This is a genomic window from Thiomonas sp. 13-64-67 (assembly GCF_002282795.1).
Classification (GTDB): Bacteria; Pseudomonadota; Gammaproteobacteria; order Burkholderiales; family Burkholderiaceae_C; genus Thiomonas; species Thiomonas arsenitoxydans.
Window position 1 is genome coordinate 13979 of the sequence record NZ_NCKP01000001.1, and the last position, 20024, is coordinate 34002.

Below are 20024 nucleotides of genomic sequence, written 5' to 3' on the forward strand. Positions count from 1 at the left end.
ATTTTGTGCCGCCCTTTTGTATATCCCATTGCAACGAACGCCCAGCGGCAGGTGGCAGTTGCTGGGGCGAAAACACCCCCAAAACCTCCGCAGGCGGTGTGAGTTCGCCATCTCGCTCATGAACCGCCCGGACGCCGGAGTCCGTGACTCAATCTCGCCGTGGCCGCGCCCACGGCGTTTTCATTTCATCGCGCGGCGCAGGTCATTCCAGTCTGTGCGCACGCGCAGCAGCCCGCCGCTGAGTCTGGCGCGAAGCATGTGAAAGAGGCTTCCGAAAATAGGCCGCGCCATGCCCCACAACTCGGGAAAGAGAATCACCCACAATCGCCATTGCTTGCGAAACAGCAGCAGCACGGCTCCCGCACCCATGATGCCCATCCAGATGTCGCCGGAACCGTTACCCAGCCCCATCGCCAGATGGAACACCCAGGCGGCGAGGAAGAACGGAAGCAGCAGGATCAGCGTACCCAGCGTGTTGCGAAAGTAGCCCCAATACAGCTTGATGGTTTGCCACATCATGGTTCTCCAGTTCAACGGTGCGCTGTGGCGTCCGCGAGCACCTTCGCCGCCCACTTGTTCATGCTCTGCCCCTCCCGCGCTGCGGCCTTAGCCGCCGCCGCATGAATGCTGGGGTCGATCCGCAGCATCAATTTGCCGGACGCCGGTTTTTCTGGCGGTTGTTTCAGCTTCGCGCAGGCGCCGATGTAGTCGTCGATCGACGTATGGAACGCTGTCTCGAACTCGGCCACGGATTCACCGTGGAAAGCGATGATGTCAGCGATGTCCAGCACGCGCCCGACCAGGATCTTGTCCTCCGGGTCATAGGTCATGCTGGCCGCATAACCCTTGTAAGTCATCACGTTATTCATGGGGTCACTCCAATCTTTTCCAGATACTCCCGCGCCAATTTGACTCGGTACTTCAACGCCTCTTTTTCCGGGTGGGGCCGGTGGAAGTAGGCGCGCAATCCATCTTTCTCGAAGGTCACGGAGGATCCACTTCCCTCGATGACGCGACACCCTGCCGCCACAAGCAAACCTTCAATACGCGCCCGCTCCAGATTGCCGTTGACCGGGTTGGAGAAGATCGCCTCAAGCGTCTTTTTATGCTTGCTGTTCATTATTCGATGATATCACAGTTGATAACTATTTAACCAATACTGCTATCAATATATTTGCCGCTGCACCGCATATCCGTGTGTCCACGCCACACCGGAGATCGTCGTGCATCCCCCTACTTTTCTTGCCACTGCCCTGCCCTCGTTACGGCGAATCACAGCCCGCCGCCTGTTGTCCGTCTTGCTGCCTGCTCTGGCGGGGCTGGCCTGGACACTCTCCAGTCAACCTTATGGGGTTGGTTTGTCGCCGCTGCTCATCGTTGGCGTCCTGCTGGCCGAGAGCCCGCTGGGACGTTTCCTGGCTGCGCTGGCCTACTTCGGCGTCGGCAGCGCGGCGCTGCCGTCTGAAGTGCAGAGTTTCTTCGGTTCTGGCTGCATCGTTGGTATCGGCCTGTGGGTGCTGTCGAGCACGCTGCTGGCTGCACCATGGGCCTGGGCATCGCGCGGCTGGCGTGTCGTTGCGGTGCTGTTGATCGAGGCGCTGCCGCCGCTCGGGTTCTTCGGCTGGCTGTCGCCGTTGGCGGTGGCCGGGGTTCTCTTTCCAGGGATGGGGGTTGTCGGCTTGCTGCTGTGTCTGGCCCTGTTCTGGGCGCGTGCAGAGTCCATGTGGACGGACGATCAACAGATTTCAGCACCTTCCTTTCTTGCCCCTGTCAGCCGGGGTCTGTTTGTCCTGGTGGTAGTGGCGAACGCCCTCTATGCGCCGCCCGCCGCACCCTATGGCTGGATCGGGGTGAACACCCGTGTCGATCATGAAACGGATGACGTGATCGCCGAGGTTGCGCGCAACCAACAGTGGATCAACCAGGCTGCGGCTGCGGTCGCTGCAGCACCGCAAGACCACGGCACACCCGCTGCGCGGGACGCCAAAGCACCCGCCTTCGGCGGCGCACAGGCAGGGGCAAAGAAACAGGGAGGGGTTGTGGTGGTTCTCCCCGAGGACGTCGCGGGAACCTGGGGGCCGGGCACGGCGGCGCAGGCGCGAGCCGCGATGCGTCCAGGCGACGTGTGGCTGGTCGGTGCGTCGGTGCTGGCGGATCGGGTGCGCTGGGACGGACGCTACCTGAATGCCGTGGTCGGCCTTGGCCAGCGCGGCGACGCGCTGCTTTTTGCCTCTCCCGTGCCGGTGCCTGGCGGGATGTGGAAGCCGTGGAATAGGGAGAAGTCCTACACGGCGTCGCACTGGTGGGAGCCGGTGCGGACCATCGCCGGGGTGCGCACCTGGGCCAGCATCTGCTACGACCAAGGCTTGGCGTGGCCGTGGCTCCAGGCGCTTGTGCAGCGCCCTGCGGTGGTGCTCCGTGTGTCGAACTATTGGTATGAGCCTGCTGGGGCTGTGGCGCCCCGTGTCGAGGCAGCCACGACGGCCGCCTGGGCAAGACTCATGGGTGCTGCGGTGGTGACGGCGGTGAACCGGGGTTAGCGCTTGATGCCGGGGTCGCGGTCTGTTCGCCGTGCCCTTTTCGGTGGTCGCTGGATTGACTTCATCCATGCCTTGTCTTCGAGGATGGCTTGTGTTGCGATACGAACCTCGTCGTCATCCATCACAGCGGAGGGAAGCCGATAAGCAATCGTTGGCATGGACAGAATGCCAGATTCGAGTCCGGCCCTGATCCATTCTCGATCACGCGGATCGCTTCGTGCGTATTTCGACACCGCCGCGTCGTTGGGATCGAGAAACCATGCCGTTACGCCTGATTTGAATTCAACAGGAACCAAGCGCTCCTGCCATCCGGTCGGCAACGCAGGCAGGCGGGGAGATACGGCGTCTGCGTAGAAGCCATGCAGTTGCTCGAAATCACTGCCAAGACCCAATTGGCGGGCAATGTCTCCAGCGCGCCCTGGATCGTCTCTGGGGTAGAGGTCAACATCAACAGACATCGTCATCGAAGGCGGCGGTGAATCTATCGCTCCCAAGATCGACAAGCTGCCGATGATGACGTAGTGGCTGTGATGGGTTGCGGACTTGGCCTGCTCCAGCAGCAACTCAATGTCTTGCCGATTCATCGCCTGGCAAGAAAGCCAAAAGGCGTGTTCTGCCGCAGGGCAACGCCCTCGGCATCTGTGCGCAGCACTTCAGCTTGGAAATCTTTAGGATCCAACCCAAGAATTCGCTTCCATGCGGCGATGTAACGGGGGCTGCAAAGATGGCCCCGCTCCCATTGATCGACCTGCGACTGCGCACGATGACGAACAGCTTCGCGTGCATCTGGCAAAGCAAATTGCTCGCAGGCAATGCGATGGATGTCAAACAAGCGCGCATCGATCGCAGCCTTTTCGGCGATTGCTTCTCGCCGAAGAGCTAACGCCGCATCCCTGTCCGATTTCATGGCCGATCCGATCCCCTTTTTCAGATTTTATCTGTGCATTCAGCGCGGCGTCACCACTCCGCATAAAACCCTTCGCTGCTGCCGCCGGTCATTTCTTCCAGCCTCTTGTCTCGCCACTTCTGTTGCATGGCGTGCAGTGCGGCGCCGATGGTGTCGTGCCGCTGAAAAAGGATAGGTTTCTCGCGCCCGCGCTCCCAGCAGGCAACCAGGTAGGTTGGGTCTTTCAGCATGGGTTCGCGCAGGTAGAAGAACAGGCCCATCTCCTGGGCGGTCGGCTCGCGCGCTTGCATCATCTCCGCCCGCATTTCTTTGCAGGCTTTGGCGGTCTCGGGATCGAGCCATTTCCTCTCGCCGATCATGCGCAGGCCCTCGTCGCGCACGTCGGCGTTTCGCGCCTTGCGTGGGGTGGTGGGAAGGACTGCGTTCGCCGCCCCCGTGGTTTCTTGGTCAAGTTCAAACATTTCTGATCTCCTGTGCGCATCCGGCATCAAGCGCCGAGGTTGTCTACCGTTGTTTGCTCATGATGGCGGCGCTCCGTCGCCTGGGTTGTTGTAAGAGATATGCGCAAGGGCGGCACTAGTGCGCTGCGCTGCAGAGGCCGCAGCCGCGATGTCCGGACACCGGTCACACCCATCGCGCCCTCGCGGCTCACGCCGCCCGCCTGACGGTCCCTTCGGGCCGGGTTCGTCTGGGTCGGGGTCGTCGTCTTCGCGCGCCAGGTCGGCCTCGATCTGCGCGGCTACTTCCGCGAGCATGTCAGCAATCTCGTCGTCCGGCTGGAGTCGTGGCGAGTCCAGCGTTGCCGCGCCAGCGGAAAAGTCAAAAGCAAAGTCAAAGTCAAAGGCAGGGGCAAGGAAAATCTTTTCTTGCCCCTGTGTTTGGGGGTTTGGATTGCCGCAGCACTGCGCCGAGTTCCCACTATTAGTTTCTTTATAGGAATTCGGCGCAGTCGCATCCTCTGAGCGGGTGATCTTTTCTTGCCCCTGCTTTTGGGGTTCGGTGTGTGCAGAAGCATCTTCGGCATCAGCCTCTGGCGCGATGGAAGCAACCGACTCTGCATAGTTATCGGAATGGGCGGCACAAACCGATTCCGCCGTATCGGCTGCGTCACTTCGCTTCACCCGCGTTGCCGCCGGAATCGCACCGCTGGCGCGCATGTCGCGAATGCGGGCGCGGATCGATTCAGTTGAAGCGCTGCGCTGTAGACCGACCAGCGCGCCACGCACGCTGCGCTCACTCACCGCGCCGCCGGTGGCCAGTACCATCTCGATAGCCTCATCCACAGCGCCAACGTCCACCTTCGGCCCCGGCGCGCTGTTAGGGTTGCGCATCCGGTCATGCACCACGATGCCGTAGCACCGCATCGCTGCGTCCATTTCAGCGGTCTGCAGCCCACCCCAAAGGTGAACCTGCAGCGGCTTGCAGCCGCGCGGATGGTTAACCGCCCGGTTGCGCCCAACGGCCTGCGCAACCCCCTGGGCATATTCGTCCACCAGCCAGGCGCGCACCTCGGGCATGACAGGCATGGGCGGGCCGTCTGCGTCGGCTTTTTCCTTATCCATGACCTGATCCCATTCGGGCATCGGTATTCCACAGTCGATCATGGCCGCGCGGGTGCAGGCATAAGCCCCTGCGATGGATTCCTTGCTCAGTAGGGGCATGCCCACAAGCGCAATGTTGCGACCGCCCCATGAGTCCAGCCCGCGATCGTGCTTGCCAAACCATCCGATGGGGATGCCAGTCGCGGACTCGAACGCCTGAGCGGCCACCTCCGCCGCATCATCGGCCTGGTGGGCCTCCTGCGAGTATTTGAGGTACGCCTTGTGAGTAATGATTGCTACCGGACTGTCAAGCCGCGGCACAATATTTTGACGAATGTCATCCATCCGTGCGCGCGCCTTGGCCGGGTAGTCGTCCTTCCTCACGTCGCCACGGCTGTACAGTCTGCCGGTGACCCGCGTGACTCGCATGTTCTGGTCTGCCGTGGCATTGTGGATGGTGCCGCCCTTGGCCTCGATGAACCGCCGCATGGACTGGCTCATGGTCGCATCCAGAAACATGACGCTCCCTTTGTCCCTCGCCCACTCGATGACCGGGCTGGTTTCGTAGGCGAACAGCACGCCCTTCTCCTGCCTGGCCGATCCTGCCGCAAGGTTGCGTGCCAACGTTACAAGCGCGCGCAGTGGGATGAAAAAGTCGTCTTCGTCGCGCTGGTATCCAATCTTTTCCCACGTCGCAGTACCCGCGACCGACCCGCCCGCCTTGACGACCGATTTTTGCAGCTTGATGATGCGGCCTGCGTCAACCCCAATGGGAATGTCGCCCGCGATTTTTGACGCCAGAGCGCGGAAAGTCGCGTCAATTTCAGGGGTCAAGGCGCGCATGGCGCGCGCCTGCTCAAGCTCTTCGGTCTCCGCCTGGGTCGGAGCATTTTTGCCTTGCAGAAACTCGATTTGCCGATCCAGTCGTTCGGCCATTCCATCAACGCGGTTTCGCCAGACCTGGATATCGCCAGCGCCGACCTCAACCTCGGCGGCCATTGGAATGTGCTCATCAACGATGACCAGCCGTTGGGTTTCTCTGGTCAAAAAACTGGTTTCTGGGTCGACCTCGCGCCACATTGCCATCGCTTCGCTGAACGCCTGCACTGGCGCAACCAAAATCGGCGCGGCGAGCTGATCCGGCAGCCCCTTGTACAGAAATTGGCACGGTGGCACAGTCGCCGGGTTAATACCAGATGTTTTGAAAAACTGCTCGGCGCGCTGCCGACGCAGTTCGTCGCGTGTGACGTATTGCAAAACGGCGGCCATCCCGTTCGGGCACTTGCTGCAAAGCCCCTGGGCAGGTCGATGGTTCTGGTCGCCAGCCTTGCTGACTTGCACCAGTCGGTAGCAGGCATGTGGTCCTGGATCAACCGGCGGTCCGTTTGGCTCGCCCGCTGCCGGTTCGCGCCGCCCCCGATACACCACGGCGCCCAGGTGGGCCAACCGTTCGGCATGTTCCCAGGCGAGCTTGTGGTTTGGCACAAGGATGACTATGGGCAGGCCTTGCGCATGGGCCGCTTCGGCGATCGGCATGACCCCGTGACTTTTACCCAAGCCCACGGTTGCCACCACGCCGAACGCCTTTTTGTTAGCTTCGCGCACGCCGTCGATTTCCGCGATCTTCCGTGTGTGCTGTTGAAAGTAGCTGGACATCGCCGCAGCCATGGCTGCGCGCGTGGGCTGCAGCTCGGCAATTCGCCGGGCAATTTGCGTTTGGGTTGGGGTGGCCATGTCCTTCACCTGCTGTTGCTGGTGAATGGATATGCGTGGGGGCGGCACGGCGGGCGCGGCGACGGCCACGCCCGCCGCTTGGGCGGCGGCGGGCATGGCGATCACCCCTTGCAGCGAACAGCGCGCTTCGCGCCGCGCCACGCGCGGTCCAGCTCGGCGGCGGGGTCGGCCGCCGGGGCGGCGGGTGGCATGGGCATTGGGAGCGTGCCCTCATCGATGGCAAGCCAGCGGGCGACGCGGGCGGCCGGGACGAGGTGGGATCCCTTCCTGATCGTCGAGCTAAACGCCAGCCACTTCGGGTGTCGCTCTTTAACTCCACGCTCAAGGCTTGCAGCCAGGCTTCGCGCGTTTCCGAGTCCAGCGACCTTGGCGATCTGCCCTCGGTCAAGTCGATCCGGCGCGGTTGGCAGATCCAGCTTTGCAGCGATCTTCCGCAGTTCGCGGTCGATAATCTGAATTTCGATTCCGTCGGCGGGGTTCATTGCACACCTCCTGCTGGGCCTGCGAGCGGCGCGCCTTTGCGCGGCCGCCCGGGTCGGCGTGCGGCGGGTGGGGTCGGCGCCTCGGCGGGATCGGCGGGATCGGCGGGATCGGCGGGATCGGCGGGATCGGCGGGATCGGCGGGATCGGCGGGATCGGCGGGATCGGCGGGATCGGCGGCGGGCGGGTTGATGAGCGCGGCGACATCGGCGGCGCGCACCAGCCAATTTTTGCCGCTCCAGCGGAAAATCGGCAGATCCACATAGCGCAGTCGCACCGCGCCCCGGCTGGGGTCGCGCGAGTCAACGACGACGCTATTTCGCAGCGTCGCGTAGGAAAATTTAATAACAGGAGCAAGCTCCTGAAGCGTAAAAAGTTTTGTCGAATCCATGATTTGCCTCGAAAAATCGGGGTGCTCAAAAATGGATTCAGGGCGTCACTCCAGCGTGCCGGGCGGGGCGAGCGCAAAAAAGCCGCCGGCGCGATGCGCGGGCGGCTGGGGGGGGGATCGTTTGTTTAGATCAGATCGTCAATGCAGCATGCCCGCGCAGACGCGGGCGGCATAGGGGCGTTGCGCGACGAGGCGCGGGGTGAGGCAGACAGTAGCAAGGCCGCTAACAGAGGCCTGTGGGTCTTCGTGGGGGGCGATGCGCAGCACGGCGGCGGCGAGGCGCTGTGCGGTGGCGGCGTAGCGCTGCACCGCGCGCGCAAGCTGCGCGGCATACGTTTGCAGCGCGGCTGCTGCGGCGGAAAGCTCCGCTATGCGGTGCAGGCGGTCGCTGCGCAAGCGCAGAGCAAAAGCGCCGACAAACGCGGTGGAGGCGACGATCGCGAGAGCCTGGGCAATTCCTACTAGATCGAGGTGAATGTGCGCGTGCTGTCCGGCGGTCAGCAGCAGGTCTAGGCCCACGATGCCAAGCAGCAATGCAACGAACGAGTCCGGCGTGCGCGCCAGGCGCGCCAGCCGAGCTAGCGGCTGGCCGACTTGCCTGCGAGCGATGCGGATGTCACGATTGCACATAAGGGTGAATATAGCCTGTCAGTGGCGCAATGTCAAGCGTAGCGCGGTAGCTGCGGGACAAAAAACGCAAAACAGAATAAGAATGAAAACAAAGGCCGGTTGGAAGCGTGTGGGAATCCAGTGGGAAGCCTAAACATGCAAAAACTAGCAAATGGCGGCGAAAAATGGGAATTGAGTGGGAATGCGCTCCCACAAAGCGCAAAAAAAGCCCGACTTTTTAGGTCGGGCTTGTTCTGTAAGTGCTTGATTTACTGCGTTTTATTGGCGGAGTGGACGGGACTCGAACCCGCGACCCCCGGCGTGACAGGCCGGTATTCTAACCAACTGAACTACCACTCCATACAGATTCGGTTTGTTGAATCTGGCGTCCCCTACGAGATTCGAACTCGTGTTATCGCCGTGAAAGGGCGGTGTCCTAGGCCTCTAGACGAAGGGGACTAAACCTTCAAATTATTGCTTGAATTTACTTGGTGGAGGTAAGCGGGATCGAACCGCTGACCTCTTGCATGCCATGCAAGCGCTCTCCCAGCTGAGCTATACCCCCGAAAGCAAACCAGCATTCTATACCGATTTTTTCCGTCGTTGCAAGCGCTATTTCGTTGAGCTTTTGGTGACCCGCTCAGTGACGCGCGGTCTCAGAAACCGGCGTATCCACAGGCGCGACTGACACTTCAACGGCCTTGGCGGGAATTTCGTCTTCCAGTGCCACAGGAACGCGCTCAAGCGCCAGGTCTAAGACCTGATCAATCCATTTCACCGGGATGATGCTCAGGTTGGCTTTCACGTTTTCAGGCATCTCCTGCAGGTCCTTGACGTTTTCTTCGGGAATCAGCACCGTCTTGATCCCTCCTCGCAGCGCCGCGAGGAGTTTCTCCTTCAGGCCGCCGATTCCGAGCACCTCACCTCGCAGGGTGATTTCGCCGGTCATGGCAATTTCAGCCTTGACGGGAATGCCCGTCATCGCGGAGACGATCGCAGTCGTCATGGCAATACCGGCGCTCGGGCCATCCTTGGGCGTCGCGCCTTCGGGGACGTGAATGTGCAGATCGCGTTTCTCGAACAACTCATCTTTGATGCCAAGGCGTCGTGAGCGAACCCGCACCACCGTGCGAGCGGCCTCGACCGATTCTTTCATCACATCGCCCAGAGATCCGGTGCGCAAAATGGCACCCTTTCCGGGCATGGCGGTAGCCTCGATGGTCAACAAATCGCCGCCGACTTCGGTCCAGGCCAAGCCCACCACCTGACCGACTTGATTCTGCTTTTCGGCGATGCCAAAGTTGAAACGCCTCACGCCGATGAAGTCGTGAAGGTTGTCTTCGGTGACCACAACCTGATCGGTGTAGGTTTTCAGCAAGCGTCCTTTGACGGCTTTGCGGCAGATGCGCGAAATCTCACGCTCCAAAGAGCGCACCCCGGCCTCGCGCGTGTAGTAGCGAATCAGGCCTCGAATGGCGCTTTCCGTGACGTCGAGTTCGTCTTTCTCTACCCCGTTGTTCTTCATCTGCTTGGGCAGGAGATAGCGCTGGGCGATGCTGACCTTCTCATCCTCGGTGTAGCCGGCCAGACGAATGACCTCCATCCGGTCGAGCAGGGCCGGGGGAATGTTGAGCGAATTCGAGGTGGCGACAAACATCACATCGGACAGGTCGAAATCAACCTCGACGTAGTGATCGCTGAAGGTATGGTTCTGTTCGGGATCGAGCACTTCCAGCAAGGCAGAGGACGGATCGCCGCGGAAATCCATGCCGAGTTTGTCCACCTCGTCAAGCAGGAACAGAGGGTTGCGAACCGCCACCTTGTTCAGACTCTGCAGGATCTTGCCGGGCATGGCGCCGATGTAGGTGCGGCGATGGCCACGAATCTCGGCCTCGTCTCGCACGCCGCCCAAGGCCATGCGCACGAACTTGCGCCCGGTCGCGCGAGCGATGGATTGACCCAGCGAGGTCTTGCCCACCCCCGGAGGGCCGACCAGACAAAGAATCGGCGCCTTGACCTTGTCTACGCGCTGTTGAACCGCGAGATATTCCAGGATGCGTTCCTTGACCTTTTCAAGGCCGTAGTGATCTTCTTCCAGCACCGCCTCGGCAAATGCCAGATCGTGGCGCACCTTGCTCTTCTTGGACCAGGGCAGGCTGATCAGCACGTCGAGGTAGTTGCGCACCACGGTAGCCTCAGCCGACATCGGGGACATGAGCTTGAGTTTTTTGAGCTCGCCTTCGGCCTTCTTCTTGGCCTCTTTGGGCATGCGCGCAGCCTTGATCTTTTTTTCGATCTCTTCGATGTCCGCGCCGTCTTCGCCCTCGCCCAACTCCTTCTGGATGGCCTTGACCTGTTCGTTCAGGTAGTACTCGCGCTGGCTTTTTTCCATCTGGCGGCGCACCCGACCACGGATGCGCTTTTCGACTTGAAGAATGCCGACTTCACGTTCGAGTTGTTCAAGCAAATTTTCCAGACGCGCATGCACATCATGCAGATCGAGCACAGACTGTTTCTGTTCCAGTTTGAGCGGAAGATGCGCGGCGATGGTGTCGGCTAGACGGCCCGGATCGTCGATGCCGGAAATCGAGGTGAGAATTTCAGGCGGGATTTTTTTGTTCAGCTTCACATACTGGTCGAACTGCGCCACCACCGCGCGCCGCATCGCTTCGGATTCCGCGCTGGTTTCCGAACTGGATTCGATAGGCACAGCTTCGCAGGCGAAATAGTCGCCGTTGTCCCGGATGTTCAGGGCGCTGGCCCGCTGCGCGCCTTCAACCAACACCTTGACCGTGCCGTCGGGCAGCTTGAGCATCTGCAAAATGCTCGATAGACAGCCCACATCGAACAAATCGTCGGGCTTGGGCTCATCTTTGGCCGCGGCCTTCTGCGCGACCAGCATGATCTGCTTGCCGCTTTCCATGGCCGATTCCAGCGCCTTGATCGACTTGGGACGCCCCACAAACAAGGGAATCACCATATGGGGAAAAACGACTACATCGCGCAGAGGCAGCAGCGGCAGCGCAGTGAGGTCGGTGTTTTGCTCAGGGGTATCTGACATGTAGGTCACCCGAAAATAAGTTGGTGTGCAGATGGGGACTCAGGCTGAATTTGCAAGCCAGCGATACTGGCGACCTCCTGCGCTTGCAACCGCCTGCTGCTGTCGTCAGGCTCAGGACGCCTTCGCCGCATCCTGGTAGATGAGCAGCGGCTTGGCGCCTGCCGTGATCACGTTTTCGTCAACGACGACGCTCGCCACGCCTTGCGCATTGGGCAGATCGAACATGAGGTCAAGCAACGCCTGCTCAACGATGGAGCGCAGCCCGCGCGCACCGGTCTTGCGCTCAAGCGCTTTGTGCGCAATCGCATCGAGTGCGGCCGGGCGAAACTCCAGCTTGATGCCATCCATCTCGAACAGCTTCTGGTACTGCTTGACCAGCGAATTCTTGGGCGCCGTGAGAATTTCGACCAGCGCGGGTTCGTCAAGTTCTTCGAGCGCAGCCACCACCGGCAGACGCCCCACCAGTTCGGGAATCAGGCCGAACTTGACGAGATCGTCCGGCTGGGCCTGAAGAAAAGTCTCGGAGACACTGCGCTCAGACTGCGTCTTGACCGTGGCCGAAAATCCGATGCCCGACTTCTCGGAACGATTGCGGATCACCTTTTCCAGACCGTCGAATGCTCCGCCGCAGATGAACAGAATATTGGTCGTATCGACCTGAATGAAATCTTGATTGGGGTGCTTGCGCCCGCCTTGTGGCGGCACCGAAGCCATCGTGCCTTCGATGAGTTTGAGCAAAGCCTGCTGCACGCCCTCGCCCGACACATCCCGCGTGATGCTGGGGTTGTCCGATTTGCGGGAGATCTTGTCGATCTCGTCGATGTAGACAATGCCGCGCTGCGCCCGCTCGATTTCGTAATTGCAGTTCTGCAGCAGCTTTTGAATGATGTTCTCGACGTCTTCGCCGACATAACCGGCTTCGGTCAGTGTGGTGGCGTCGGCGATCACGAAGGGCACGTTGAGCAACCGAGCCAGCGTCTGCGCCAGCAGGGTCTTGCCGGAACCCGTGGGCCCCACCAGAAGAATGTTGCTCTTGGCCAGCTCGACATCGCTGGTCTGGCCGATGTGCTTGAGCCGTTTGTAGTGGTTGTACACCGCGACAGCCAGGATGCGTTTGGCCGCCTCCTGCCCGATCACATACTGATCGAGAATGGCCTTGATTTCAGTCGGCGTTGGCAAATCGGAGTTCACCACCTTGCCATTGGCGTCCGTTGCAGTCACTTCATCGCGAATGATCTCGTTGCACAGGTCGATGCACTCATCGCAGATGAAGACCGAAGGGCCGGCGATGAGTTTCTTGACCTCGTGCTGGCTCTTTCCGCAGAACGAGCAGTACAGGGTCTTTTCACCGGAAGATGATTTTTTCTCAGCCATGGGCGTGTGTCTACTTGGAGGGTGAGGATCAGGAGCGCTTGGAGATGACTTCGTCGATCAGGCCATAGTCCTTGGCCTCGTCGGCCGACATGAAAAAGTCGCGTTCCGTGTCGATGCCAATTTTTTCAAGGGTCTGGCCCGTGCGCTCGGCAAGAATGCCGTTGAGTCTTTCGCGCAGATAGAGAATTTCGCGCGCCTGAATCTCGATGTCCGTCGCCTGGCCCTGCGCCCCGCCAGAGGGTTGATGAATCATGATGCGCGAATTGGGCAGCGAGTAGCGCTTGCCCTTTGCGCCAGCCGCCATCAGGAAAGCGCCCATGCTGGCGGCAATGCCGGTGCACAAGGTGGACACGTCGGGTTTGATGAACTGCATGGTGTCGAAAATCGCCATGCCGGCAGACACCGAGCCGCCGGGCGAATTGATATAGAGCGAAATGTCCTTGTCGGGATTTTCCGACTCGAGAAACAGCAATTGCGCCACGACCAGATTGGCCATCTGATCGTTGATGGGGCCGACCAGAAAAATCACCCGCTCGCGCAGCAGCCGCGAGTAAATGTCATAGGCGCGTTCGCCGCGGCCGCTTTGCTCGATGACCATGGGCACCAGGCCCAGGTTTTGAATGTCAGTAGCGCTCATGGAAGAAAAAAACGTGAAGGTGGACACAGATTAGCACGCACTTTGCCCTGCCGATGCCAGCGTGCGGGATTTCCGCACCGGGTTTGCGGTGGGCGCAACAGCGGCCCTAAAACACAAAAGCCGCTGCACGCCTGGGCGCACAGCGGCTTTCAAGGAAACGCAGGGTCGCTCCAAGTTTCCTTGACCCCTGCCTGCGGGGGCGGGCTGGGCGCAGCCCGGCCATGGGGCGCTCATCAGTATGGCCAACGGGGTCAGTTCTGGCCCATCAGCTCATCGAAACCGAGCGATTTGTCCGTCGTCTGTGCCTGTGCGAACACGAAGTCGGTCACGTTGTTTTCCATGACGATGGCTTCGGCCTGCGCCATGCGCTCCTGATCGGCGTAATACCAGCGCACCAAATCCTGTGGCTGCTCGTAACTGGCGGCGAGTTCTTCAACGTAGGCGCGCACCTGTTCGGGCTTGGCTTGCAGGTCGTGTTGCTTGACCAACTCGGAAACGATCAGGCCCAGACGCACGCGGGTTTCAGCCTGCTCCTTGAACAGCTCGGGCGGCAGCGGGGCTTTGTCGGCATCTTTCATACCGCGCTCGGCCAGATCCTGACGGGCGCTGGCCATCAGCTCATTCACTTCGTTTTGCACCAGCGCGCTGGGCAGATCGACCGCAACGGCTTTTTGCAGCAGATCCATGACGGCCAGCTTGTTGCGCTGTGTCAGACGCGATTTGACCTCGCGGCTCAGGTTACTGCGGATATCGTCGCGCAGACGCTGCACGTCGCCATCTTCAACGCCCAAGGCCCGGGCGAAATCGGCATCGACTTCGGGCAGCAGCGGCCATTCGACCTGGGTGACTTTCAGGGTGAATTGCGCCGTCTTACCGGCAACGGCGCGCCCCTGATAGTCCTCAGGGAAGTGCAGTTCGAAAATCTTGCTTTGCCCGGCCTGCAGCCCTTTGGTGGCGGCTTCGAACTCGGGCAGCATGCGGCCTTCGCCCTGAACGAAAGTGAAACCTTCGGCCTTGCCGCCTTCGAAAGCGGTGCCGTCGATGCGACCTTCAAAATCGACGGTGACGCGATCTCCGTCTTGCACTTCCAGCCCTTCGGACGTTTGACCGTTCGGCGCGGCTTCGCCACGCGTCACAAACTGGGTGCGCTGCTTGCGCAACACTTCGATGGTCTTGTCGATGGCGGCCTCGTCCACCTCGGCGGTCACGCGTTCGATAGCCTGGGTGGAGAGATCCGGGATCTGCACGTCGGGATAGACCTCGAACACAGCATCGAACGCCATCACGTCCGCTTCGATCCCTTCGGTCTTGGGGCTGAATTCCGGCGCCCCCGCCACGCGCAGACGGGCGCTGGTGGCGATGTCGTAAAACGCGTTGCCGATCTTGTCTTGCAGCACTTCCATCTCGACGGACGGCGCGTAGCGCTGCGTCACCATGGACATCGGCACTTTGCCCGGGCGGAAGCCGGGCAGGCGCAGCGTGCGGCTCAGATTCTTCAGGCGGGAATTGATTTCGTTCTGCACAGCGGCCTTGGGCACGGTCACGGTCACACGGCGCTGCAGTTTGTCCAGGGTTTCGACAGTCATGGGGAAAGTCCAGTGTTCAAAAAAGGGATCAAAGACCGCCAAGCCTGCGCTTGCCGGTTGGTGCGAGGGGGGGGACTCGAACCCCCACGCCCGTGAAGGCGTCAGGACCTAAACCTGGTGCGTCTACCAATTTCGCCACCCTCGCGGGGTGATCTGTCGCCAAAAACTTTACGCTCGCGCCTTGTGTTTCAACTCGGTCTCAACTGGGGCTCACCTCGGAAGGCGGCTGTTCAGTGCGGCCTATTCACTGCGGCTTTGATTTTTGGGCAATCGGCTATTCTAGCTGCCTCCAGCCTGCCTGATGCAGTGCTCAACATGCCCCCGCCTCAAATCCCTGATTCCTGCGCCAAACCGCCCCCCGGCTCGTCGACTTATTACGCGCTGCAACGCTGCCCGCCCGCGCGCCGTGCAGCGCTGACGCTGTTGCTAGACGTGCATGTGCAGGTGCGCAGCATCGTCACCACGGTCAGCGACCCGGGTGTCGCACAAGCCAAGCTGGCCTGGTGGCATGCGCAGATGCTGGCGCTCGATCAAGACCAGGCAGAGCACCCTTCCCTGCGTGCTCTCGGGGTGTGCTTGCGGGAGGAATATCTGCGGCCACAGGCGCTGCTCGGCCTGATCGAAAGCGTGGACATCGACCTTCAACAGAACCGGTGGATGGATCGGGCCGCGCTCGTGCACTATTGCCGGGCGGGCAGTGGGCAGACGCTGCGCAATGCGGCAGCGCTGCTGGGGCTGACCGCGCGCCCCGCCCTGGACGCTGCGGAGGAACTGGGCGTGGCGCTGAAATTGACCAGCCACATCCGGCATCTGGGGCGTGATGTCGCGCAGGGCCGGGTGTATCTGCCGCTCGATGCCCTGCAGCGGCACGGAGTCAAGGCGGTGGACTTGCAGCAGCGCGTGGTCAGCCCGCCCATTCGTGCACTGCTGCAGGAACAAACCACGCTGGCCCGCGCGGCTTTGAGCACAGCTCGCGGCGCACTGGTGCCCTACCCTGCCGCGCAGACCGCGCCTCTACTGGCTCTGGGCGCCATGTCGGACGCGCTGCTGATCGAAATCGAGCGGGCCGACTTTGCGGTACTACACCAGCGCATCAGCCTGACGCCATTGCGCAAGCTCTGGATCAGCCGCACCTGCACCTTACGGCGCAGAAATTAGCCGTTCAAGCCCGCTCAAGTTCGGCACGCAAGGCGCGGTATTCGTCGAGCGCTTCGGGATTGGCCAGCGCCGAGACGTTTTTCACCGGGTCGCCGTGAATCAGGTTGCGCACCGCGATTTCCACAATCTTGTTGCTCTTGGTGCGCGGAATATCGTGCACCTGCACGATCCGCGCGGGCACATGGCGCGGCGTGGTGTTGTTGCGAATCTCACGCTTGATCGCGTCGATCAGCGCCTCGTCGAGCACCACGCCGTCGCGCAGACGCACGAACAGCACCACGCGCACATCGCCGTAAGTACCGGGCGGCCAGTTCTGGCCGATCACAATTGATTCGAGCACCGCGTCGATGCGCTCGACCTGGCGGTAAATCTCCGCCGTGCCGATGCGCACGCCGCCGGGATTGAGCGTTGCATCCGAGCGACCAAAAATGATGTAGCCGCCATGCGAGGTGCGTTGAATGTAGTCGCCATGCCACCATACATTCGGGAACTGCGCGAAGTAGGCGTCAAAGTATTTTTGGGCGCCTTTTTCCAGACTGCCGTCCACCAGAAAACCCAGCGGCATGGAGGGAAAGGGCTTGGTGCAGACCAACTCGCCTTTTTGCCCGTCCGGCAAAGGCTTTCCGTCGTCGCCTGCCACGATCACGGCCATGCCCAGAGCGCAGGCCTGAATCTCGCCGCGCCAGACCGGGTTCATGGGCGACCCGGCGATGAAACAGGCCACCAGATCAGTGCCGCCCGACAGGGAACTGAGGCAGATGTCGGCCTTCACCTTGCCGTAGATGTAGTCGAAGCCTTCGGGCGCCAGCGGCGAGCCGGTCGACATGAGGGTGCGAAGATCGGTGAGGCGGTGCGTGTGCATCGGCGCGATACCCGACTTGCCCAGCGCCTCGATGAACTTGGCCGAGGTGCCGAGATGCGTGAAGCCCACCGCATCGGCGTAGTCGAACAAAATGGCGTTGTCGCGCACACCGGGCGAGCCGTCGTAAAGGCAAACCGTCGCCCCCTGGCTAAGCGCAGACATCAGCCAATTCCACATCATCCAGCCGCAAGTGGTGAAAAAGAACACTCGGTCTTCGGGATGAATATCGGCCTGCAACCGCATCTCGGCCAGATGCTTGAGCAGCACGCCGCCCGCGCGATGCACGATGCATTTCGGCGCTCCGGTGGTGCCGCTCGAATACAGGATGTAGACCGGATGATCGAAGGGCTGCGCCGCGTATTGCACCGCCTGCGGGGTGAATGGCGCGAGCGCATCCTCCCACACCTGAGCGCCGGCAATCGCCGCCACGCTCAAGCTTTGCCCGCGCGCCTGTGCCACATAGGGCACGATGACGGTTTTCACCAGCGAGGGCAATTGCGGCACGAGTTCGGCCAGCTTCTCCAGGTTGGAAAAGGTTTTGCCGTTGTAGAAATAGCCGTCGCAGGCAATCAGCACCTTGGGCAGGGTCTGGCCGAAACGATCGAGCACGCCTTGCACCCCGAAGTCGGGCGAAGCGGAGGTGAAGGTGGCGCCGAGGCTGGTGGCCGCGAGCATGGCAATCACCGTCTCGGGCATATTGGGCATATAGGCCGCAACCCGGTCTCCGGGCTGGACGCCCCAATGCTTCAAGGCTTGCTGCAGCCGAGAGACTTCGGCGTGCAATTCGCGCCAGCTCAGGCGGCGTTGCACTTGATCTTCGCCCCAGAAATGCAGCGCTATGGCATCGTCATTGCGGCGCAGCAGGTTCTGGGCGAAGTTGAGGCGGGCGTCCGGGAAGAATCGCGCGCCGGGCATGCGCTCGGCGTCGATCAGCACCCGCTCGCCTTTGTGCTCGGCGATCACGCCGGAGGTTTCCCACACCGCGTCCCAGAAATGGGCCTGCTCGGCGATCGACCAATCGAGCAAGTCTTGGTAAGTCTGCAAATGCAGGCCGTGGCGCTCATTTACCCAATGACGAAATGCCTCGACGTGCGAAGCGGCGATGCGCTGCGGCGAGGGCAACCAAAGCGGCTGGTTGGTTTCGGAATCTGGCATGACGCAATCTCTCGAATAGAGGTCAGTTTGAGTCGGCATGCTGCGTGAGCAATTCGCGCAGCCTATCGGGCAAGGGCGCGCTCTTGCGCCGCGGAAAATCCACCCAGACCACGCGCGAACCGCCACTGGCGTAGATCGTGTCGGGATCGTCGGTGCGGCTGAGCAAGGTGTAGGTGTCAAAGCTGGTACGCCCCACATCGGTGGTGTAGAGCCGCGCCAGCACCTCGCCGGGGTACTTCAATTCGATCTGAAAATTGCAGAACGCGTTGACGATCACTGGCCCCAGGCCTGCGGGGTTGGCGGGTACGCCGGTTTCGCGCAGCCACTCCAGGCGGATGATTTCCATGTAGCGGAAATAGATCGTGTTGTTCACATGGCCCATCACATCCATATCGCCCCAGCGTATGGGCAGGGTCAGGGTGTGAACCAGTTGTTTTTGTTCAGGGATTTCGAATCGCATCGGGCTTTTCCTCAGATGCCAAAGCCATCATCAGCCGTCAGGATGGCGCCGTTGACCAGGCTGCTTTGCCCGCTGGCGAGCATGACCAGCATGGCGTCGAGATCTTCGGGCTTGCCCAGGCGTTTGCGCGGCAGCATCTGCATCAGACGCTGGCCCGCCTCGGTCTGCCAGTGATGGTGGTTCATCTCGGTATCGATATAGCCGGGACAGATGGCGTTGACATTGATGCCGTACTTGCCCCACTCCACCGCCATCGCCCGCGTCATGTGAATCACGGCGGCCTTGCTCATGGCATAGACCCCCAGCTTGGGTATGACTCGCAGCCCGGCCACCGAGGCCACGTTGATGATGCGCCCGCCGGCCCAGGTGCCCGGCGTCACGCCCAGCGAACGCGCCACCATGCGCCGCGCCACTTCCTGCGCCACAAAAAAGGCTCCGCGCACATTGGTGCCGAAAACGTCATCGAAATCTTCGGGCGTGGCGTCGAGCAGTTTTTGCTGCGCAGAAATGCCCGCGTTGTTCACCAAAATGTCGATCGGCCCCATCTCGGTCTCGGCATGCGCCACCGCCGCGCGGATGCTGGCGGTATCGGTGACATCGAGTTCGACCACATGGGCGTCGCCCCCCTGCCCTTCGATGCGGGCCCGCAGCTCCTTGAGCCGCTCCATGCGCCGACCGCTGAGCACCACGGCGGCTCCCGCCTGCGCCAGTACCTCGGCAAATCGCCAGCCGAGGCCGCTAGATGCTCCGGTGACCAGGGCGACGCGGCCCGAAAGTTCGATGGTGTATGCCATGTCTATCCTTGAGAATAAAGCGCAGCAGGCCGTCCGTCGATTCCTGGCTGACTGCCTTGCGCTGATGACACAATGGTAGAGGCAGCCGAGATGCGCGTCGGCTCGACCGTGGCTAAGTCTGCAGTGCAACAATCTTGCCACGCCTCCTCCATCCCGCAACCGCGCCCCAGATCAACCATGCAACAGCGACAGCCCAGCTTGCTTCAGCGTTATCTGCAATGGGAAGAAGGCTTGACCCTTGCGGCCAATCGTTTGAGTCGGCAGGCCTGGGTGCGCCGCTTCTTTTCCGCCATCAGCCGCCTTGGCAACGGCTGGGGCTGGGCGGCCATTTTGTGTTTGCTGCTCTGGCTCGATGGGCGCGAGGCGATCTCGCCGATTCTCTGGATGATCGTGACCACGTTCATCGGCACCGGCCTGTACTGGTCGATCAAGCGTCTGGCGGCCCGTCCGCGCCCGAGTGAACATTGCCATCGCATCGTGCTCAGCGAACCCCCGCTCGATCAGTTCAGCTTTCCCTCCGGCCACACCCTGCATGCGGTGAACTTCACCCTGCAGATCCTGTTTTTCGCCCCGATACTGGGCTGGATTGCTGTGCCGTTTGCCCTGTTGATCGCTGCTTCGCGGCTGATTCTGGGGCTGCATTACCTCTCCGATGTCCTCGTCGGCGCGGTGCTCGGCATGCTGCTCGCCACCTTCGCCCTCGCCTTGCGAATTTCCGTGATGTGAACAGGCCCG

Annotated in this window: 20 protein-coding genes and 4 tRNA genes; 3 read left to right on the forward strand and 21 right to left on the reverse strand. The window is 61.3% G+C overall.

Translation table 11 applies throughout. The annotated features are described in order from the left end of the window. Nucleotides 1-180: 180 nt before the first annotated feature. From B7X30_RS00065 to B7X30_RS00075, 3 genes are read right to left on the reverse strand one after another with little or no spacing between them, the layout of a single operon-like run. Nucleotides 181-516: a hypothetical protein gene (locus tag B7X30_RS00065; RefSeq protein ID WP_156055186.1), complete on the reverse strand. Its 336-nt coding sequence runs from the start codon at nt 514-516 to the stop codon at nt 181-183. 14 nt (nt 517-530) lie between these two features. Continuing rightward, entirely contained in the window at nt 531-869 is a 339-nt protein-coding gene (locus B7X30_RS00070; protein ID WP_064971518.1) for a type II toxin-antitoxin system HicB family antitoxin, read from the reverse strand. Beyond that, the gene (locus B7X30_RS00075) at nt 866-1120 is read right to left on the reverse strand and encodes a type II toxin-antitoxin system HicA family toxin (protein ID WP_064971517.1); all 255 of its coding nucleotides are present in this window, start codon (nt 1118-1120) and stop codon (nt 866-868) included. Before B7X30_RS00075 ends, B7X30_RS00070 begins: the two co-directional genes overlap by 4 nt. 103 nt (nt 1121-1223) lie before the next feature. Between B7X30_RS00075 and B7X30_RS00080 the strand changes: the two genes are divergently transcribed. Further along, nucleotides 1224-2540, forward strand: a complete 1317-nt coding sequence (locus B7X30_RS00080; RefSeq protein ID WP_156055185.1) for a carbon-nitrogen hydrolase family protein — start codon at nt 1224-1226, stop codon at nt 2538-2540. Here B7X30_RS00080 and B7X30_RS00085 read toward each other — a convergent pair. From B7X30_RS00085 to B7X30_RS00155, 15 genes are all read right to left on the reverse strand, one after another. Further along, the gene (locus B7X30_RS00085; RefSeq protein ID WP_064971515.1) at nt 2537-3124 is read right to left on the reverse strand and encodes a DUF6036 family nucleotidyltransferase; all 588 of its coding nucleotides are present in this window, start codon (nt 3122-3124) and stop codon (nt 2537-2539) included. The genes B7X30_RS00080 and B7X30_RS00085 overlap by 4 nt on opposite strands. Beyond that, nucleotides 3121-3447, reverse strand: coding sequence for a hypothetical protein (locus B7X30_RS00090; protein WP_156055183.1), 327 nt, complete (start codon nt 3445-3447; stop codon nt 3121-3123). Before B7X30_RS00090 ends, B7X30_RS00085 begins: the two co-directional genes overlap by 4 nt. 50 nt (nt 3448-3497) lie before the next feature. Beyond that, complete coding sequence (locus B7X30_RS00095) at nt 3498-3908, reverse strand: hypothetical protein (RefSeq protein WP_064971514.1); 411 nt, start codon at nt 3906-3908, stop codon at nt 3498-3500. 57 nt (nt 3909-3965) lie between these two features. Further along, on the reverse strand, nt 3966-6863 hold the full coding sequence (locus B7X30_RS00100; RefSeq protein ID WP_286728480.1) for a hypothetical protein: 2898 nt from the start codon (nt 6861-6863) through the stop codon (nt 3966-3968). Further along, nucleotides 6824-7204 (reverse strand): hypothetical protein, encoded by a 381-nt coding sequence (locus B7X30_RS00105; RefSeq protein ID WP_064971512.1) that lies wholly within the window; start codon nt 7202-7204, stop codon nt 6824-6826. Before B7X30_RS00105 ends, B7X30_RS00100 begins: the two co-directional genes overlap by 40 nt. After that, entirely contained in the window at nt 7201-7593 is a 393-nt protein-coding gene (locus B7X30_RS00110) for a hypothetical protein (RefSeq protein ID WP_286728481.1), read from the reverse strand. Before B7X30_RS00110 ends, B7X30_RS00105 begins: the two co-directional genes overlap by 4 nt. A 138-nt stretch (nt 7594-7731) precedes the next feature. Then, the gene (locus B7X30_RS00115) at nt 7732-8223 is read right to left on the reverse strand and encodes a hypothetical protein (RefSeq protein WP_064135055.1); all 492 of its coding nucleotides are present in this window, start codon (nt 8221-8223) and stop codon (nt 7732-7734) included. Nucleotides 8224-8485: 262 nt separating this feature from the next. Continuing rightward, nucleotides 8486-8562, reverse strand: a tRNA-Asp gene (locus tag B7X30_RS00120). A 23-nt stretch (nt 8563-8585) separates the two neighbouring features. Further along, a tRNA-Glu gene (locus B7X30_RS00125) sits at nt 8586-8661 on the reverse strand. 30 nt (nt 8662-8691) lie between these two features. Next, nucleotides 8692-8767: transfer RNA gene (locus tag B7X30_RS00130), tRNA-Ala, on the reverse strand. Between the two features lie 75 nt (nt 8768-8842). Then, nucleotides 8843-11263, reverse strand: coding sequence for an endopeptidase La (gene lon / locus B7X30_RS00135; protein ID WP_013123279.1), 2421 nt, complete (start codon nt 11261-11263; stop codon nt 8843-8845). Between the two features lie 111 nt (nt 11264-11374). Further along, a complete protein-coding gene (gene clpX / locus B7X30_RS00140) occupies nt 11375-12637 on the reverse strand; it encodes an ATP-dependent Clp protease ATP-binding subunit ClpX (protein ID WP_013123280.1) in 1263 nt (420 codons plus the stop codon). Between the two features lie 28 nt (nt 12638-12665). Next, a complete protein-coding gene (clpP, locus tag B7X30_RS00145; RefSeq protein WP_013106041.1) occupies nt 12666-13274 on the reverse strand; it encodes an ATP-dependent Clp endopeptidase proteolytic subunit ClpP in 609 nt (202 codons plus the stop codon). A 251-nt stretch (nt 13275-13525) separates the two neighbouring features. Then, nucleotides 13526-14860, reverse strand: coding sequence for a trigger factor (tig, locus tag B7X30_RS00150; protein ID WP_286728484.1), 1335 nt, complete (start codon nt 14858-14860; stop codon nt 13526-13528). Between the two features lie 58 nt (nt 14861-14918). Beyond that, nucleotides 14919-15005: transfer RNA gene (locus tag B7X30_RS00155), tRNA-Leu, on the reverse strand. A 170-nt stretch (nt 15006-15175) separates the two neighbouring features. Between B7X30_RS00155 and B7X30_RS00160 the strand changes: the two genes are divergently transcribed. Then, a complete protein-coding gene (locus B7X30_RS00160; protein ID WP_286728485.1) occupies nt 15176-16018 on the forward strand; it encodes a squalene/phytoene synthase family protein in 843 nt (280 codons plus the stop codon). Nucleotides 16019-16022: 4 nt separating this feature from the next. Here B7X30_RS00160 and B7X30_RS00165 read toward each other — a convergent pair whose 3' ends face one another. Genes B7X30_RS00165 through B7X30_RS00175 form a run of 3 tightly spaced genes read right to left on the reverse strand, consistent with a single transcriptional unit; the run spans nt 16023 to nt 19289 of the window. Continuing rightward, on the reverse strand, nt 16023-18035 hold the full coding sequence (locus tag B7X30_RS00165; RefSeq protein WP_286728486.1) for an acetoacetate--CoA ligase: 2013 nt from the start codon (nt 18033-18035) through the stop codon (nt 16023-16025). A gap of 22 nt (nt 18036-18057) precedes the next feature. Then, a complete protein-coding gene (locus B7X30_RS00170; RefSeq protein ID WP_013106045.1) occupies nt 18058-18495 on the reverse strand; it encodes an acyl-CoA thioesterase in 438 nt (145 codons plus the stop codon). A gap of 11 nt (nt 18496-18506) precedes the next feature. After that, the gene (locus B7X30_RS00175; protein ID WP_286728487.1) at nt 18507-19289 is read right to left on the reverse strand and encodes an SDR family oxidoreductase; all 783 of its coding nucleotides are present in this window, start codon (nt 19287-19289) and stop codon (nt 18507-18509) included. Between the two features lie 177 nt (nt 19290-19466). Here B7X30_RS00175 and B7X30_RS00180 point away from each other — a divergent pair, with 177 nt between their 5' ends. Beyond that, a complete protein-coding gene (locus B7X30_RS00180; RefSeq protein WP_276707819.1) occupies nt 19467-20015 on the forward strand; it encodes a phosphatase PAP2 family protein in 549 nt (182 codons plus the stop codon). Nucleotides 20016-20024: the final 9 nt, after the last annotated feature.